Genomic DNA, 12,440 nt, shown 5'->3' on the forward strand with positions numbered 1-12,440 from the left:
GCTGCCCTTTCCGGATTGGCTCAATCGACAATAAAAAGTTTTGCCCCGCCCGTCGACCAGGAGCGATGGGGCTCTTCCCCATCGGCGACCTGGAAGCTTTGACCTGCAGTGAGAGTGAAAATACGGCCGTCCTCGAGCTCGGTCACGAACTCGCCCTCGAGAACGAACAGGATATGACCTTTGCTGCACCAACGATCGGCCCGGTAATTCCGGGAGCATTCGACCAGCCGGACTCGGATGTCGCTGAACTCTCGTGTCCGCCAAAGTGCGTCGCCCGTCTCGCCAGGATAGCGAATCGGCTCGACGGAGGACCAATCCGTCGAGCCGAAGCGGATGTCTGACATCTTCATGGGTGATCCTGAGAAGCAACAATGTGACCAGGAGCAACATGCAAGAGATCGGCTCTCCCGTCCAGTTCCTGGAATAGGCCCGGATCCGCTCCCGTCATCCAGACCTGCCCCCTAATGTTTCCAGCGCGTCATAGAGCCCGGCCCGGCGGCGGGGATCGAGGTGAGCGGCGACCTCATCGAGGAGCACGAAGGGAGCGATGCCGCTCATGCTGGCGACGAGCCGGGCATGGGCGAGCACGAGGCCGATCAGCAGCGCCTTCTGCTCGCCGGTGGAGGCCGTGTTGGCGGGAATGTCTTTGGGCCCGTGGCGCACGAGAAGGTCAGAGGCCTGAGGCCCGACGAGGGTGCGTCCGGCCGCCCGATCGCGGGAGCGGTTGTCGCGCAAAAGGGCGCGGTAGCGGTCCTCGGCATCGACGGCAGGCAGAGTAGCGACGAGCGCATCGATTTCACCCTCGAGACCCATCATGGCGAAGGGGAAGGGCGATTCCTCCTCGCGCGTCTCGAGAATGAGGGTCGCAAGCCGCTCCACGGTTTCACGGCGGGCGGCGGCGACTGCAATGGCGAGCTCCGCCACCTCGCGCTCGAGTGCATCGAGCCACAGGCGGTCGTCCGGGTTTTCCTCGAGCACGCGGTTGCGCGAGCGCAACGCCCGCTCCAGCGCATTCACCCGCGTGCCGTGTTCCGCATCGACCGCGAGCACGAGACGGTCGAGGAAGCGGCGCCGGTCACCGGCGGCGCCACGAAACAGCGCATCGAGATCCGGGGTGAGCCAGACGATGCGCAGATACTCGGCAAAGGCGGTCGGCGAGGAGGCGGGCATGCCGTCGATGCGGCAGATGCGCGAGGCGCGCGTATTCTCACCCTGCGGTTCCAGTCCGGTACCGAGACGGTGCTCGCCGTAAGGGGCATCGAGGGTTACGGAAACGGCGAAGGAGCCCGGCCCCTCATTGCGCGCCATCTCGCTAAGTTCCGCCCGTCTTAAGCCCCGTCCGGGCATGAAGAGCGAGATCGCCTCCAGCACATTGGTCTTGCCGGCCCCGTTCTCGCCCACGAGCGCCACGAGCGGGCGCGAGATAGTGAGATCCAGGCTCGCATAGGTGCGGAAATCCTGGAGGATCAGACGGGCGATTCGGGAAGCGGCAACAGGGGAGGAGGACATGCGCCCCCTTCATTCAGGAGCGGGCGCGAAAGATCAAGCGTTGGCACGGCCAAACCGGTTTTGGACCGGTATGATGCGCCCTTTGCATTCAACCCCTTCTCTGTCATGGCCGTCCCCGGGCTCGATCCGGGGATTAGTGCCGGCTATCCGGATCAGGAAGAGTGTCGCGCCGGACCAAAGCGAGATCACCGGCACTAGGCCGGTGATGACATAGAGGTTGATTCTGAAGACGATCCCGGATCGTCGCTGCGCTCCGTCCGGGATGACCAACGCTGAAGCGGTTTACACCCGCATCGGCATCAGGACGTAGAGCGCGGAGGCGCCTTCGCGGTCCTGGACGATGGTGGGGGAGCCGGGATCGGCGAGCTTGAACAGGGCGGTGTCGCCGTCGAGCTGGGCCGTGATGTCGAGGAGATAACGGGCGTTGAAGCCGATATCGATCGGCGTCGCATCGTAATCGACTTCGATCTCCTCTGTCGCGCTGCCCGAATCCGGGTTGTTGACGGTGAGCGTCAGGCGGCCGTCATTGAGCGCGAGCTTCACCGCGCGTCCGCGCTCGGACGAGATGGTGGAGACGCGGTCCACGGCTTTGGAAAAATCGGCACGCTCGACCACGAGAACCTTGTCATTCCCGGCGGGAATGACGCGTTGGTAATCGGGGAAGGTACCGTCGATGAGCTTGGAGGTCAGCACCACGCCGTCGAAGGTCAGCCGCACCTTGGCGGAGGACAATTCGACGGTGATGTTTTCAGAGCCGTCCTCGACGAGCTTGACGATCTCGGCCACCGCCTTGCGCGGAACGATCACGCCGGGCATGCCTTCCGAACCTGTGGGAGCCGGGATTTCGACCCGGGCGAGGCGGTGGCCGTCCGTGGCGACCGCCCGCATGACGACGGAGCCGCCCGCATCGATCGTGTGGAGATAGATGCCGTTGAGGTAGTAGCGCGTCTCTTCTGTCGAGATCGCGAACTGCGTCTTCTCGATCAGGCGCTTGAGATCGGCCGCAGCCAGCGTAAAGCGGTGCGGCAGGTCGCCGGCGGCGAGATCCGGGAAGTCGCTTTCCGGCAGGGCCTGCAGCATGAAGCGCGAACGCCCGGAGCGGATCTGCATCTGGCCCGTATCGGCGGTCATCTCGAGGGAGACCTGGGCGCCGTCCGAGAGTTTGCGCACGATGTCGTAGATCATGTAGGCCGGAACGGTGGTCGAGCCGGCTTCCGTGATCTCGGCGGGGATCGTCTCCGTCACCTCGATATCGAGGTCGGTGGCCTTGAGGCGAAGCGATCCTTCGTCCGCGCGCAGCAGGACATTCGACAGGATCGGAATGGTGTTGCGGCGCTCGACGACGCGGTGCACATGCCCCAGCGCCTTCAGCAGAGCGGCGCGCTCAACGGTAACTCTCATAACCTAGCACCTAGTTTCGGTGAAATTCTTGGCTCACCCCCGCGAAGGACCAGCCTCGAGCGGGATAAGCAGGGCAGCAAGATTGGCTTTTGTCGCCCGAGAAAGCAAGGCCGGGGCTTTGCCCGGCCAATATCCGCCTTGGACGGCCCGGATCCGAGACTTACTCCTGCAGCATCCGCTTGAGGAGTTCGACCTCGTCGGAGAGGGCGTGGTCTTCGCCCAGGGCCTTTTCGATCTTGCGCACCGCATGGAGCACAGTGGTGTGATCGCGCCCGCCGAAGCGGCGACCGATCTCAGGCAGGGAGCGCAGGGTCAGCACCTTGGACAGATACATGGCGATCTGGCGTGGGCGCACCACGGCGGCGGTGCGGCGCTCCGAGAGGATGTCGGAGCGGGAGACGTTGTAGCGGGAGGCCACCAGCTTCTGGATATCCTCGATCTTGACCCGCTTCGGCTCGCGGTTGCGCACCAGATCGCGGATCGCGGTCTCGGCGGTTTCCAACGTGATGGCAGAACTGGTGAGCGTCGCATGGGCGAGCAGGCGGTTCACGGCGCCTTCGAGGTCGCGTCCGTTGGCGGTGATGGCGCGGGCCACATAGGCGATCACGTTCGGGCTCACCTCGAAGGTGGGATGGATCGTCTTCAGCGCCTCGATGCGCGTCGTGAGAATCGAGGTCCGCAGCGCCTCGTCGAGAGCGCTGACCTCGACCACGAGGCCGCCGGCGAGACGCGAGCGGACGCGCTCGTCGAGATTTTCCAGATCCGCCGGCGGACGGTCGGCGGCGATCACGATCTGGCGGCCTGCATCGATGAGGGCATTCAGCGTGTGGCCGAATTCCTGCTGGATCTGCTTGCCCTGAATGAACTGCACGTCGTCGATGATGAGCAGGTCGATGCCGCGAAGGCGCTCCTTGAAGGCCAGCGACGTCTGCGCCTTCAGAGAGGCGACGAAGCCATACATGAAGCGGTCGGCCGTAAGATAGATGACGCGACGGCCTTGAGAGCGCACTTCATGGCCGATGCCATGGAGAAGATGTGTCTTGCCGAGGCCGACGCCCGCGTGGAGATAAAGCGGATTGTAGATCGCCTGGCCATTCTGGGCATGGGCGACCCGGTCTGCCGCCGCATGGGCGAGGGCGTTGGATCGACCAACGATGAAGCTCTCGAAAGTGAGGCGTGAATCGAGTGGCGCACCGCCGAGGTCGCTGTTCTCGCCGCGCTCCTCCTGGGAAGCGGTCACCGAGGGAGATTTGATCTCACCGGCCATGCTCGGCATTGCCATCGACGCGGTCGGAGCCGGACGGGGCGCTTCGCTCGCCCGGCGCTGGGCCGCGGGATCGCGTCCAAGAGTGCTGCGCACGCCGATGGAGACGCGCTCGATGTCGCCAGCCTCGGAGCGATAAACCGTCAGCACTCGGTCGGCATAATGGGATTCGATCCAACTCTTCAGGAAGCGGGTGGGAACGGTGAGATAGGCGCAGCCCTCGATCACCGAATCCAGTTCCAGGCGTCCGAACCAGCTCGCAAAGATATCCTCCCCCAGCTCGGCCCGGAGACGGCGCTTGACCCGCGCCCACACATCCGATGCCGTTTGTTCGCCCGGAGCCTCCATGCCGTTCTCGCTGGGAGCGGCAAAGGTGCGGTGATCTTCGCTGCGATACATCAATGTTCCTCCACGAGGTTCCGCCTCCTTTAAGGTCGGAAACCCCCACGCATGACCCGTTTTGAACACCAAGGCACAATGGCCTCACAGGTTATCCAAAACGTGGCGCCCCCAATTGTACTAAAGATTATCTGAACGCTTTTAAGTGGAGACGATCGCTGACTGTCGTCTCCTTTGCCTTCACTCAAGTTTTATTAAGTTTACCTATCGGTAAAGGATGAGCCTTCGCTTGCTTCTTGAGAGAATGAAACAACGACTTATCCCCGCACATGGTGTCTTTAGTTCTAGCTTTGAGTGAATGACTTCACGGCGAGCCGTTGAAGCAGATTGACCTTACACAGGGTGCGGGACGGCGTGCAATACGGCCGAGTCGAGTCGCAAGCGCTTGCAAGCCCCTTGTTGCGTTCACAGCCTCGTCCACAGGTTTTGAATCTGGGCTTTAAAGTCCTGACTCTTCAACTGATTCACTGTTCCACCACAGCCTGTCCGCAGGTCTAAAAAAGAGTCTTTCCGCAACCTTGATTCAGAACCGATTCGCCTCGACTCGGGAGGTGATTCTGATGCTTCACGATGCTTTGCCTGCTAAGCTCTTGAAGAAGCTAAATGTTTTATGTGCGGTTTGAATCCGGGCTGTGGAGCTTTCACCCGGTCTGCCGGGGATAAAGTCAAGCTGCCATGTGGATAAAATTTGAAGGCGGAATCCGGGTCCAAATACGAAAAAACCCGGCCGCGAGGCCGGGTCTGATCAACGATGAAAAGAACAGCTATGAAGGCTGCTTGTTAAGCGCTCAGCGTCTTGATGCGGCTCGCGAGGCGCGAAACCTTCCGCGACGCGGTATTCCTGTGCACGATGCCCTTCTGAGCGGCGCGCATCATCTCCGGCTCGGCGGCGCGCAGGGCGGCTGCGGCCTCGGTCTGGTTGCCGGCAGCGATCGCCTCTTCAACCTTGCGGACGAAGGTCCGCATCCGGCTGCGACGCGACTTGTTGATCGCGGTGCGCTTCACGATCTTGCGGGTCATCTTCTTGGCGGACACGGTGTTGGCCATGGCCCATCCTCGTTCTTTAAAAATCCCGATGCGCCAAGCTCAAGCTTGTCGAGAGCTCCGGCAGCGATCGGTTGATTGCATGGAAACCGAAGAGCCCGCGGGAAGCGCGGGCTCATGTGAGGCGGCTTATAGACGCGAAGGCCGCGAACGTCAACGTCCGTGGTCCTTTGCGCGTCAAAAAAGCGCCCGAAGGGCCTGACGCCACGGATTGGCCGGGTCGAGAAGAAGCCTGAACGCCATGAGGCTCGACACAAGAACCAGGAGCGGACGGATGATCCGGGAGCCCAGCCGCATGGCGAGCTGCGAGCCGATCTGGGCGCCGAGAAAGGAGGCTCCGGCCATGATGAGCCCGACGGGCCACACCACCGCCCCGGTTGCCGAATAAAGAAGGAGGCTGCCGAAATTGCTCGCGAAATTGACAAGCTTGGTATGAGCGGTCGCCTTCACCACTCCGTAGCCGAGGAGCGTCACGAAGGCGAGCATATAGAAGGAGCCTGCCCCCGGCCCGAAGATGCCGTCATAAAAGCCGATGGCGACCGGCGCGGTGAGGCCGAAAGCCAGGGCCGTCATCCGGGCCTGCGCGTCCTCGTCATGCATCTTGCGTGAGAAGGCGAAGAAGAGGGCTATGGCAATAAGCAGTACCGGGATCAGCACCTCAAGCACGGAGCGCGGCAGGAACTGCACACACAGCGCTCCCGCGATGCTGCTGAGGAAAGCCACCAGGGTGAAGCCCCAAGCCTTGCGCCATTCGATCAGACCCTTTCGGGCGAAGCTGTAGGTTGCGGAGGCCGCTGCGAACGAGCCCTGCACCTTGTTGGTCGCAATGGCCTGGGCCGGATCGAGGCCTGCGAGCAGGAGGGCGGGCACGGTCAGAAGCCCGCCGCCTCCGGCGATGGAATCCACGAAGCCCGCAAGAAAGGAGACCGCCGCGAGAGCCGCGATCATGTCGAAGCCGATGTCGACCACGTTCTACTGGTTCTTGAACTCGGCCGCGCGCTTGCCCACGAAGGCCGCCATGCCTTCTTTCTGGTCGGCGGTGGCGAACATGGCATGGAACAGGCGCCGCTCGAAGCGGATGCCCTCTGCGAGCGACACCTCGTCGGCACGGTTGATGGTTTCCTTCGTCATCATGGCGACGGGGAGCGACATGGAGGCGATGGTCTCGGCCGTCTTCATGGCCTCGCTCATGAGATCGGCCAGCGGCACCACGCGGGCGACAAGGCCGGAGCGCTCGGCCTCCTCGGCGCCCATCATGCGACCCGTCAGGCACATCTCCATGGCCTTGGCCTTGCCGATGAGCCGGGTCAGGCGCTGCGTGCCGCCCATGCCCGGCATCACGCCGAGCCTGATCTCCGGTTGGCCGAACTTGGCGTTATCCGCCGCGATGATGAAATCACACATCATGGCGAACTCGCAGCCGCCGCCGAGCGCAAAGCCCGCCACCGCCGCGATCATCGGCTTGCGTCGTCCCGAAACCTTTTCCCAGCCCGAGAAGTGATCGGCCATGTAGGTATGCGGATAGGTGAGTTCGGCCATCTCCTTGATGTCCGCGCCCGCGGCAAAAGCCTTTTCCGAGCCGGTGATGACGATGCAGCCGATATTCTGATCCGCCTCGAAGGTGTCGAGTGCCTGGTTCACCTCGTTCAGCAGCGCCGAATTGAGGGCGTTCAGGGCCAGGGGCCGGTTGAGTGTGATCAGCCCGACCTTGTCGCGCGCCTCAACGAGAATCGTCTCAAAAACCATGCCGGCGTCTCCTCATTGCTGGATGAGACACCGGTAGGCGAGGCTTAAAGGTCCGGCAAGAGAAAAACCGGATTCGGTGTGTTCGCCTTACGATGAGGAGCGCTTCTGGCATTCCGGGCAATAGAAGGTAGAGCGTCCGGACTGTACGAGCCGCGCTACCGTCCCTGTGCAGGCGGGGGTTGCGCACGGCTCTCCCTCGCGGTCGTAGACCCGGAAGGAATGCTGGAAATAGCCGAGCGAGCCGTCCACCTGCGCATGGTCGCGGAGGGTCGAGCCGCCGGCCTCGACGGCCTCAGTGAGCACGTCCCGGATGATGTCGGCCAAGAGGTGTGCCTTGTCGGTTGGCTGTCCCTTCTTCGTCACGAGCGAACCGGCCGCAGCCTCGGGGTGAAGGCCAGCGCGGAACAGGGCCTCGCAGACATAGATGTTGCCGAGGCCTGCGATCAGGCGCTGGTCGAGGAGGGCGGCCTTCAAGGGGGTGCGTTTGCCCTCGAAGAGCCGGGCGATGGTCTTGCCCGAGAGCTCGTTGCCGAGGGGCTCGATGCCCATGCCGGCAAAATGCTTCGAGGTCTCGATGGCGGAGCGGGGCACCAGATCCATGAAGCCGAAGCGGCGGGCGTCATTATAAGTGACGGCTGCCCCGTTGGAGAGCTGGAACACCACGTGGTCGTGGGCGCCCAGGCCCCCATGCTCGTGGTGGAACTCCCCCGGCATGCGGGTGGCACCGCCTTGGGTCACCAGGAAGCGCCCCGACATGCCGAGATGCATCACCAGCACCTCGCCGGAGGCAAGATCGGCGAGGAGATACTTGGCTCTTCGGCCCAAAGCCTTGATCTCCTGGCCTTCCAGGCGCTCGGAGAACCGTTCGGGAAAGGGAAAACGCAGATCGGGCCGGCGCTGGGTCACCTTGGTGAAGCGGGCGCCAACCATGGCGGGCTCCAGGCCGCGGCGCACGGTTTCGACTTCGGGCAGTTCGGGCATCAACCATCTCTCGGCTTCTTGAGACCTCTTACATAGCCATCCGGCCCCGCTTCCGCTATGGATCGCGACAACAGGTGACGAGAGGTTTGGTGCAGATCATGACCGACGAGAACACCCATTTCGGGTTCCAGTCCGTGCCGCTCGGCGAGAAGCAGGGCAAGGTCAACGAGGTCTTTCGCTCGGTGGCGAGCCGCTACGATCTGATGAACGACCTCATGTCGGCCGGGCTCCACCGCCTCTGGAAGGAGGCTCTCGTCTCGACCCTGCGTCCGCCCCGCGATCGTCCGTTCCGCCATCTCGACGTGGCAGGCGGCACCGGAGACGTCGCCTTCCGCATCCTGGACGAGAGCGGCCCGCAGACCCGCATGACCGTGCTCGACATCAACGGCGAGATGCTCAAAGTCGGCGCCGAGCGGGCTGGCCATCGGTATGAAGGCCGCATTGACTTCGTCGAGGCCAATGCGGAAGAACTGCCCCTCGAGTCCAAGACCTACGACGCCTATACCATCGCCTTCGGGATCCGGAACGTGCCGCGCATCGATGCGGCGCTTCGCGAGGCGCATCGGGTGCTGAAACCCGGCGGGCGCTTCCTGTGCCTTGAATTCTCGAAGGTCGACGTGCCGGTTCTCGACAAGATCTACGATGCCTATTCCTTCAACGTCATTCCCAAGATCGGGGGCATGGTGACGGGCGATGCGGAATCCTACCAGTATCTGGTGGAATCGATCCGTCGCTTTCCGCCGCCGGCCGCCTTCGCTCGTATGATCGAGGAGGCGGGATTCAAGTGCGTGACGCATCGGACGCTGACGGCCGGCGTCGTCGCCATTCATTCCGGCTGGAAGATCTGAGTGTGATCGGCAGTCTCGTTCATCTTATCCGCAACCTGCGCGCCGGCTTCGTTCTGGCCCGGGAAGGCGCACTTGCGCTCATCGATCCGAGCGCCCTGCCGCCTGCTGCCCGCTTCGGCTTGCGGATGGCGCGTCTCATCGAGCGACCGCAAGCCGGCGACGGCGCGGCGCGGCTCTCCAAGGCGCTGACGCGGCTCGGGCCTTCTTACGTAAAATTCGGCCAGTTCCTCGCGACCCGCCCCGACATCGTCGGCGTCGCGGCCGCCCGAGACCTGGAGCGTCTGCAGGACCGCATGCCGCCCTTCCCCCGTGCGGAAGCGGTGCGCATGGTCGAGGTTGCGCTCGGTCGTCCCATCGACGAGCTGTTCCTGGAATTCAGCGAGCCGATAGCCGCCGCCTCCATCGCTCAGGTCCACAAGGCCCGCATCCACACCGCGGAAGGCGAGGAGATCATTGCCGTAAAAGTGGTGCGGCCCGGCGTGCGCGAAGGCTTCGCCCGCGATCTCCAGGCCATGCGCGCCGCCGCCCGCCTGTTCGAGCGCGTGGTGCCCGATGCGCGCCGCCTCAAGCCCCTTGAGATCGTGGAGGCGCTCGCCCGCTCCGTCGCCGTCGAGATGGATCTGCGCCTGGAAGCCGCCGCCGTCTCCGAACTGGCGGAGAACACGAAGGATGATCCCGATTTTCGCGTCCCGAAGCCGGAATGGGATCTCACCGCCCGGGACGTGCTCACCACTACCTGGATCGACGGCATCCGCCTCAACGATCTGTCGGGGATAGAAGCAGCCGGTCTCGATCGAGTGGCTCTGGGGCGCACGGTGATCCAATCCTTCCTGCGTCATGCCATCCGCGACGGCTATTTCCACGCCGACATGCATCCCGGCAATCTGTTCGTGGATGCAGAAGGCCGTCTCGTTGCGGTTGACTTCGGCATCATGGGCCGGCTCGGCATGAAGGAACGGCGGTTCCTCGCCGAAATTCTGTTGGGCTTCATCCGCCGCGATTACCTGCGTGTGGCGCAGGTGCATTTCGAGGCCGGCTATGTGCCACCACACCATTCGGTGGAGGATTTCGCGCAGGCCATCCGTGCCATCGGCGAGCCGATCCACGACCGGCGCGCCGACGAGATTTCGATGGCGAAGCTTTTGACGCTTCTCTTCGAGATCACGGCCCTCTTCGACATGGCAACCCGCATCGAGCTCGTCATGCTGCAGAAGACCATGGTCGTGGTCGAGGGCGTGGCCCGCAACCTCGACCCGAAGCTCGACATGTGGACCACCTCCGAGCCGGTGGTTCGCGACTGGATCGAGCGCAATCTTGGTCCTCTCGGCCGGGTCGAGCAGGCAGGCAAGGGTCTGTGGACGCTCGCCGGCGTCATCGGCGATCTGCCGGAGCTGGCCTTACGCGCTGAGCGGGTGCTCAACCAGCTCGAGGATGTAACGGCACGAGGCGTGGCGCTCGACCAGGACAGTGTCGCGGCCATCGGGCGCGCCGAGGCCCGCGGCAACCGCTGGGGCGTGGCGGCCTTGTGGATTATCGCTGCCTCGCTGATGATCATGCTGTTCAGAGGCTTCGCATGACGGCGCTTTCAGGAAAACGCATCCTCCTCGTCATCGGCGGCGGCATCGCGGCCTACAAGTCGCTCGATCTCATCCGCCGCCTGCGCGAGCGCGGCGCCTCCGTCCGCTGCATCCTGACGGCCGGGGCGCAGCAATTCATCACGCCGCTCGCTGCCTCTGCTCTCACAGGGCAGCGCTCGCATACGGATCTCTTCGACCGTGAGGACGAGGCCGATATCGGCCATATCCGTCTGGCCCGCGATGCGGACCTTGTGGTCGTTGCGCCGGCCACCGCCAATCTCATGGCGAAGATGGCGGGCGGCCATGCGGACGATCTTGCCTCCACGGTGCTGCTCGCAACCACGTTGCCGATCCTGGTCGCGCCGGCCATGAACGTGCGCATGTGGCTGCATCCGGCAACACAGCGCAATCTTAAAGCTCTTCAGGCCGAAGGCGTTCATGCAGTCGGGCCCAATGACGGCGCGATGGCGGAGGCTGAGTTCGGCCCCGGCCGCATGGCTGAGCCCCTGGAAATTGCGGCGGCCGTCGAGCGTCTGCTCGCGCCGTCGGGACCGCTCGCCGGGAAGCATGTGATCGTCACCTCCGGTCCGACGCACGAGCCCATCGATCCGGTGCGCTACATCGCTAACCGCTCCTCCGGCAAGCAGGGTCATGCGATTGCGAAAGCCGCTGTCGAAGCAGGCGCACGCGTGACGCTGATCTCGGGCCCCGTGACGCTGCCCGATCCTGCAGGCGTGATCACCGTGCATGTGGAAAGCGCCCGCGAGATGCTACAGGCCGTCGAAAAGGCCTTGCCGGCCGATATCGGGATCTTTGCGGCCGCCGTGGCCGATTGGCGCGTGGCGAATGCCGGTGAGCAGAAGATCAAGAAGAAGGACGGCGCGCTGCCGAATCTGTCGCTCACCGAAAATCCCGATATCCTCGCCACCATCTCGCATCGCACCAAGAACCGCCCGCCGCTCATGGTGGGCTTTGCGGCCGAGACTGAACATGTGATCGAGCACGCCAAACAGAAGCTGGCGAAGAAGGGCTGCGATCTCATCGTCGCCAACGATGTATCCACCGCAGGCGGTGTCATGGGCGGCGATAGCAATACCGTGCATCTCGTCACCGCGTCGGATGTGGAGACCTGGCCGACCCTGTCGAAAACCGACGTGGCGAAAAAGCTCATTGGGCATTTGAGTGCCATGGCGGAAGGCGCAAAGTCATGAGCCATCGCCTGTGCGTCCAGCGCCTCGCCCACGCTGCCGATCTACCTCTGCCGCGCTATGAGACCGCTGGAGCCGCGGGAATGGATCTCGTGGCGGCCAATCCTGCCGATGCGCCGATCGTCCTGCAGCCGATGCAGCGGATTCTCGTTCCCACCGGCCTCGTGTTTCAACTGCAAACCGGCTTCGAGGCACAGGTGCGGCCCCGTTCGGGACTGGCCTTCAAGCATGGCGTCACCGTGCTCAATGCGCCGGGTACCATCGATGCGGATTACCGCGGCGAGGTGCAGGTACTTCTCGTCAATCTGGGCTCCGAGCCCTTCACTATCTCGCGCGGCATGCGCATCGCCCAAATGGTGATTGCACCGGTAACCGTGGTAGAACCGATCGAGGTGGGACAGGTCGACGAGACCGGCCGCGCCGCAGGCGGTTTCGGATCGACGGGGCTGGGGTAAGGGAGCAC

At 63.6% G+C, this 12,440-nt stretch carries 11 protein-coding genes and 1 pseudogene; 4 read left to right on the forward strand and 8 right to left on the reverse strand.

Annotation, left to right across the window (positions count from 1 at the left end; all coding sequences use genetic code 11):
- Window positions 1–20: 20 nt before the first annotated feature.
- The 8 genes and pseudogenes from ACD578_RS22535 to mutM form a co-directional block, all read right to left on the reverse strand.
- Window positions 21–350 (reverse strand): DHCW motif cupin fold protein, encoded by a 330-nt coding sequence (locus tag ACD578_RS22535; protein WP_404288675.1) that lies wholly within the window; start codon window positions 348–350, stop codon window positions 21–23.
- Window positions 347–1,509 (reverse strand): annotated as a pseudogene (recF, locus tag ACD578_RS22540) (DNA replication/repair protein RecF). Before recF ends, ACD578_RS22535 begins: the two are co-directional and overlap by 4 nt.
- A gap of 282 nt (window positions 1,510–1,791) precedes the next feature.
- Window positions 1,792–2,910, reverse strand: a complete 1,119-nt coding sequence (dnaN, locus tag ACD578_RS22545) for a DNA polymerase III subunit beta (RefSeq protein WP_152709533.1) — start codon at window positions 2,908–2,910, stop codon at window positions 1,792–1,794.
- A gap of 160 nt (window positions 2,911–3,070) precedes the next feature.
- Window positions 3,071–4,522, reverse strand: coding sequence for a chromosomal replication initiator protein DnaA (gene dnaA, locus ACD578_RS22550; protein ID WP_404293995.1), 1,452 nt, complete (start codon window positions 4,520–4,522; stop codon window positions 3,071–3,073).
- Between the two features lie 831 nt (window positions 4,523–5,353).
- A complete protein-coding gene (gene rpsT / locus ACD578_RS22555) occupies window positions 5,354–5,620 on the reverse strand; it encodes a 30S ribosomal protein S20 (RefSeq protein WP_152709529.1) in 267 nt (88 codons plus the stop codon).
- A 174-nt stretch (window positions 5,621–5,794) separates the two neighbouring features.
- Window positions 5,795–6,586, reverse strand: coding sequence for a TSUP family transporter (locus ACD578_RS22560; protein WP_404288678.1), 792 nt, complete (start codon window positions 6,584–6,586; stop codon window positions 5,795–5,797).
- Window positions 6,587–6,589: 3 nt separating this feature from the next.
- Window positions 6,590–7,363: an enoyl-CoA hydratase gene (locus ACD578_RS22565; protein ID WP_404288680.1), complete on the reverse strand. Its 774-nt coding sequence runs from the start codon at window positions 7,361–7,363 to the stop codon at window positions 6,590–6,592.
- An 87-nt stretch (window positions 7,364–7,450) separates the two neighbouring features.
- Window positions 7,451–8,344: a bifunctional DNA-formamidopyrimidine glycosylase/DNA-(apurinic or apyrimidinic site) lyase gene (mutM, locus tag ACD578_RS22570; protein WP_404288682.1), complete on the reverse strand. Its 894-nt coding sequence runs from the start codon at window positions 8,342–8,344 to the stop codon at window positions 7,451–7,453.
- 98 nt (window positions 8,345–8,442) lie between these two features.
- Here mutM and ubiE point away from each other — a divergent pair, with 98 nt between their 5' ends.
- Genes ubiE through dut form a run of 4 tightly spaced genes read left to right on the forward strand, consistent with a single transcriptional unit; the run spans window position 8,443 to window position 12,432 of the window.
- Window positions 8,443–9,192 (forward strand): bifunctional demethylmenaquinone methyltransferase/2-methoxy-6-polyprenyl-1,4-benzoquinol methylase UbiE, encoded by a 750-nt coding sequence (gene ubiE, locus ACD578_RS22575; protein WP_404293997.1) that lies wholly within the window; start codon window positions 8,443–8,445, stop codon window positions 9,190–9,192.
- A gap of 2 nt (window positions 9,193–9,194) precedes the next feature.
- The gene (ubiB, locus tag ACD578_RS22580) at window positions 9,195–10,769 is read left to right on the forward strand and encodes a 2-polyprenylphenol 6-hydroxylase (protein WP_404288684.1); all 1,575 of its coding nucleotides are present in this window, start codon (window positions 9,195–9,197) and stop codon (window positions 10,767–10,769) included.
- Window positions 10,766–11,980 (forward strand): bifunctional phosphopantothenoylcysteine decarboxylase/phosphopantothenate--cysteine ligase CoaBC, encoded by a 1,215-nt coding sequence (coaBC, locus tag ACD578_RS22585; protein ID WP_404288686.1) that lies wholly within the window; start codon window positions 10,766–10,768, stop codon window positions 11,978–11,980. Before ubiB ends, coaBC begins: the two co-directional genes overlap by 4 nt.
- Entirely contained in the window at window positions 11,977–12,432 is a 456-nt protein-coding gene (gene dut, locus ACD578_RS22590) for a dUTP diphosphatase (protein ID WP_152709520.1), read from the forward strand. The genes coaBC and dut overlap by 4 nt, the downstream gene beginning before the upstream one ends.
- Window positions 12,433–12,440 lie beyond the last annotated feature (8 nt).

The organism is Microvirga sp. RSM25, from assembly GCF_044784385.1.
In the GTDB taxonomy this organism is placed as follows: Bacteria; Pseudomonadota; Alphaproteobacteria; order Rhizobiales; family Beijerinckiaceae; genus Microvirga; species Microvirga tunisiensis.

What these genes read in the sequence shown, in the direction of transcription:
- ACD578_RS22565 (WP_404288680.1), bottom strand. Translation starts at nt 7,363, where the DNA reads ATGGTTTTTGAGACGATTCTCGTTGAGGCGCGCGACAAGGTCGGGCTG.
- ACD578_RS22535 (WP_404288675.1), bottom strand. Translation starts at nt 350, where the DNA reads ATGAAGATGTCAGACATCCGCTTCGGCTCGACGGATTGGTCCTCCGTC.
- dnaA (WP_404293995.1), bottom strand. Translation starts at nt 4,522, where the DNA reads ATGGAGGCTCCGGGCGAACAAACGGCATCGGATGTGTGGGCGCGGGTC.
- ubiE (WP_404293997.1), top strand. Translation starts at nt 8,443, where the DNA reads ATGACCGACGAGAACACCCATTTCGGGTTCCAGTCCGTGCCGCTCGGC.
- rpsT (WP_152709529.1), bottom strand. Translation starts at nt 5,620, where the DNA reads ATGGCCAACACCGTGTCCGCCAAGAAGATGACCCGCAAGATCGTGAAG.
- mutM (WP_404288682.1), bottom strand. Translation starts at nt 8,344, where the DNA reads ATGCCCGAACTGCCCGAAGTCGAAACCGTGCGCCGCGGCCTGGAGCCC.
- dut (WP_152709520.1), top strand. Translation starts at nt 11,977, where the DNA reads ATGAGCCATCGCCTGTGCGTCCAGCGCCTCGCCCACGCTGCCGATCTA.
- coaBC (WP_404288686.1), top strand. Translation starts at nt 10,766, where the DNA reads ATGACGGCGCTTTCAGGAAAACGCATCCTCCTCGTCATCGGCGGCGGC.
- dnaN (WP_152709533.1), bottom strand. Translation starts at nt 2,910, where the DNA reads ATGAGAGTTACCGTTGAGCGCGCCGCTCTGCTGAAGGCGCTGGGGCAT.